General features: G+C 29.0%; 1 protein-coding gene. It reads right to left on the reverse strand.

Annotated features, from left to right (window positions below; all coding sequences use genetic code 11):
• Positions 1-109 precede the first annotated feature (109 nt).
• Positions 110-1,372: a hypothetical protein gene (locus V7137_RS30455; protein WP_335701526.1), complete on the reverse strand. Its 1,263-nt coding sequence runs from the start codon at positions 1,370-1,372 to the stop codon at positions 110-112.
• Between the last annotated feature and the right edge of the window lie 165 nt (positions 1,373-1,537).

A 1,537-nucleotide genomic window follows, 5' to 3' on the forward strand; every position in this document is an offset into this window, starting at 1 on the left:
ATTTAAAGCTCCAAATTTCACTGAAAATTTGGAGCTTTGTAAAAAAACTTTTTATTCGAGAAACTTAAATCAATTTAAATAATTTTTCACCAATCATTTTTTGCTAATTTTATGATTCAACAAGATAGGTGTTAAATTGATTGTTATCTATATATTCAACGATCATTTCTAAAGGCTGGTCTATGCCATTGAGAATTGGGGCAGCTCTAAACTGAGGTATTTGAGTTGGTAAAGCGGATCTTACAGTACTTGTAGCCTTCTCTATATATTTCTCTTCATTAATCCTAAAAAACTTCACTTTAAAAGAATCAGTCCATCTAATCACTCTATTAAATATTTCTTCATAGCAGCTTATATTAGCATCTTCAAGTGATTTAACTTTATTTTCAACCGCTGTAATTTCAGATATTGAATAACCAGAAGCTCTTAAAAAAGGAATATACATTTCATTTATCCATTTAAAATACAAATTTATAATTCTTTGATGTTCAGAGTAATCATTTAGGATTTCTCTGAGTTTTGTTACCTCATTTTCTTCTCCAATCATTTTACCAAAGTACACACTATCTCTTATATTATCTACTTTTAACATCAAATCTTGTTGTAGTGCCATAATATTTGGTAACATATCCATTGTCTTGTTAAAACGATATTCCGCTTGGTTTCTTATTGCAATATCAAATGACCCAGAAGCTTGAAAATGTGGGATCACTCTTACCTCAAAATAATCAATGTTCCCCTTAGCATGAAATAGAAATTCATTCATATGAAACTTCTTAATGTCATCCAATTGTTGCTTTATTTGCTTTAAACTTTGATTTATTTGCTGCATATGTTGTTGAGCTACTATTACCGAAGCTATTTGAAAACTTGCATTTAATAATATAGTAGGGTCAATGTCCTGGATTAATTTAGCATGTTCCTTAATTATTGGTTTACCTTCTGTGGCAATTGCCATTGCTCGAAACCCTGTTCCGTCTTTAGCTTCCATAAATTTAGCAGTACCATCTTTTATTTGTCCCATCATTTCAGGACTAAATATTACTTTTAACTTTTCACTATCTTGAATTACTGGATAAAATGCCGTCAAAACTTCAGAAATTAATGGAATAGCAGTATTCGGCAAAGACAATTTCTTATTTTTTTCTAATTCCTGTTTCTGTATCTTAACTTTGTCCACAATAATAGGTAATTGGTCTAATACTTCCTGTTTTTGTTTGATTTCATATTTGTTATATATTTTTATGTTCGAATTATAGGATGAGGGATTTCTACTGGATAGTTTCTTTTTATTAGCTTGTAATTTAATGACTAATAAAGTGATTGCTAAAAGTAAAAGGATTAAGATAATATTACTGACAGTTCCATGCAATTAACTACACCACTTTCCAATGCTTACAATTTTAATTAATTAAAACCTAGAGTTGATTTGATCAATAGATTCTAACTACGTATATATACATATTTAGTTAAGAGATTTAGGTTGCTATTCTATAAGGATTCATTTATCTTATCCTAATCCTGGTAAGTTATTTAT

It is taken from the genome of Neobacillus drentensis (genome assembly GCF_036962765.1).
GTDB classification, from domain to species: Bacteria; Bacillota; Bacilli; order Bacillales; family Cytobacillaceae; genus Neobacillus; species Neobacillus drentensis_C.